This window comes from Glycomyces paridis (assembly GCF_004912155.1).
GTDB classification, from domain to species: domain Bacteria; phylum Actinomycetota; class Actinomycetes; order Mycobacteriales; family Micromonosporaceae; genus Glycomyces; species Glycomyces paridis.
Map to the genome: position 1 here is coordinate 1 of NZ_STGX01000035.1, position 1319 is coordinate 1319.

Annotated in this window: 1 pseudogene; it reads right to left on the reverse strand. The window is 79.6% G+C overall.

The features are described from left to right. A pseudogene (locus E9998_RS25630) lies at window positions 1-1319 on the reverse strand (hypothetical protein); the annotation flags it as partial.

Here is a 1319-nt window from a genome sequence, read left to right on the forward strand (position 1 = left end):
CTGGTGGGCGCCGGTGCGCTTGGTCGAGGGCTCCTCGAAGAGGCTGATGTCGGGCGCGTTCACGATCGTCTTGCGGGCGGCCTCGACCTCGGATTTCGGGCCTTCGGCGGGGGCCTCGGGGTCCGGGCCGGGGGCCTCCTCGGGCGCTGGCTCGGGGTAGTCGAACGGGGCCGCGTCCGAGAACGGGCTGTCGTTCGCCTGCGGGAACGGCGGGCCCGGCTCGGGGTGCGGGACGGGTTCGGGCTGCGGCACCGGGCTCGGGTCCGGCTGCGGCACGGGTGCCGGCTCGGGTTCGGGCTGCGGGGCCGGCGGTGCGGGAGCGGGGTCGGGGACCGGCTCGGGCGGGGGCGGCTGGCGGTCCGGCGCGGGTTCGGTCGGGCGCGGCGGGGTCGGCTCCTCGGAAGGCGCGATCGACTCGTCGGCGGCCGGGGCGGGCTCGCGGACGGTCGCCCCCGACTCCAACGAGCCGGCCTCTACGGCGTCGGCGCCTCCAGACTCCACCGCATCGGCGACTTCCGGCTCCACTGCGTCGGAGCGCTCCGGCTCGAGCGGCACGGGGGCGGCGTCGAGGGAGATCGCCGGTTCGGGGACCGGGACGCCGACCGCTTCGGCGACGACCTCGGCGGCCTGGGCCGACTCGGCCAGTTCAGCGCCGGGCCGCGGCGCGTCCACGACGGCGACCGCGGCGAGGGCCTCTTCGAGCTCCGGCTCCACGGCGGCCGGTTCGCCGTCGGGGTCGTCGTCGAGGTCGGCGAGGCCGGGGGCCGAAGGGGGCGCGGGCGGCAGGGACTCGCCGGGCACGTCGTCGCCCAGGCCCGCGAGCGCGGACTCGTCCTCCGCGGAGAGCGCCGCGTCGTCGTCGGCGTCCTCGGGGTCGGGCAGGTCGTCCCAGGCGCCGTCCTCGTCATCGTCGTCCTCAGGGGCCGCGGCGGCGGGGCCCGGCTGGGCCGGGATGCCGGGCGGCTCGGCGAGAGGCAGGTCGGGGGCCGGTGCGGGCTCGGCGGCGGGCGCGTCGGCGAAGGGCGCCGGTGCGGCCGCGACGGGCTGGCGGCGCAGGATCTGGGTGCCGTCGGGCACCTCGGCGGAGGGAACGCTGAAGCCGCCCATGGGCGGGGCCGCGAACGGCGGGCCGGTGACCGGTGCGGCCGCGGGCGGCTCGCCGAACGGCGTGCCCGTCGCCGGAGGCACCGTGAACTGGGCTTCGGGCACCGGCGGCGGGACCGTGTACTGGCCCTGCGCGGGCGGCGAGACGGCGCCCGGGGGCGCGGCGGCGACCGGCGGCAGCGACTGCGCGGACTGGAACGGCGGCGCGGACGGGT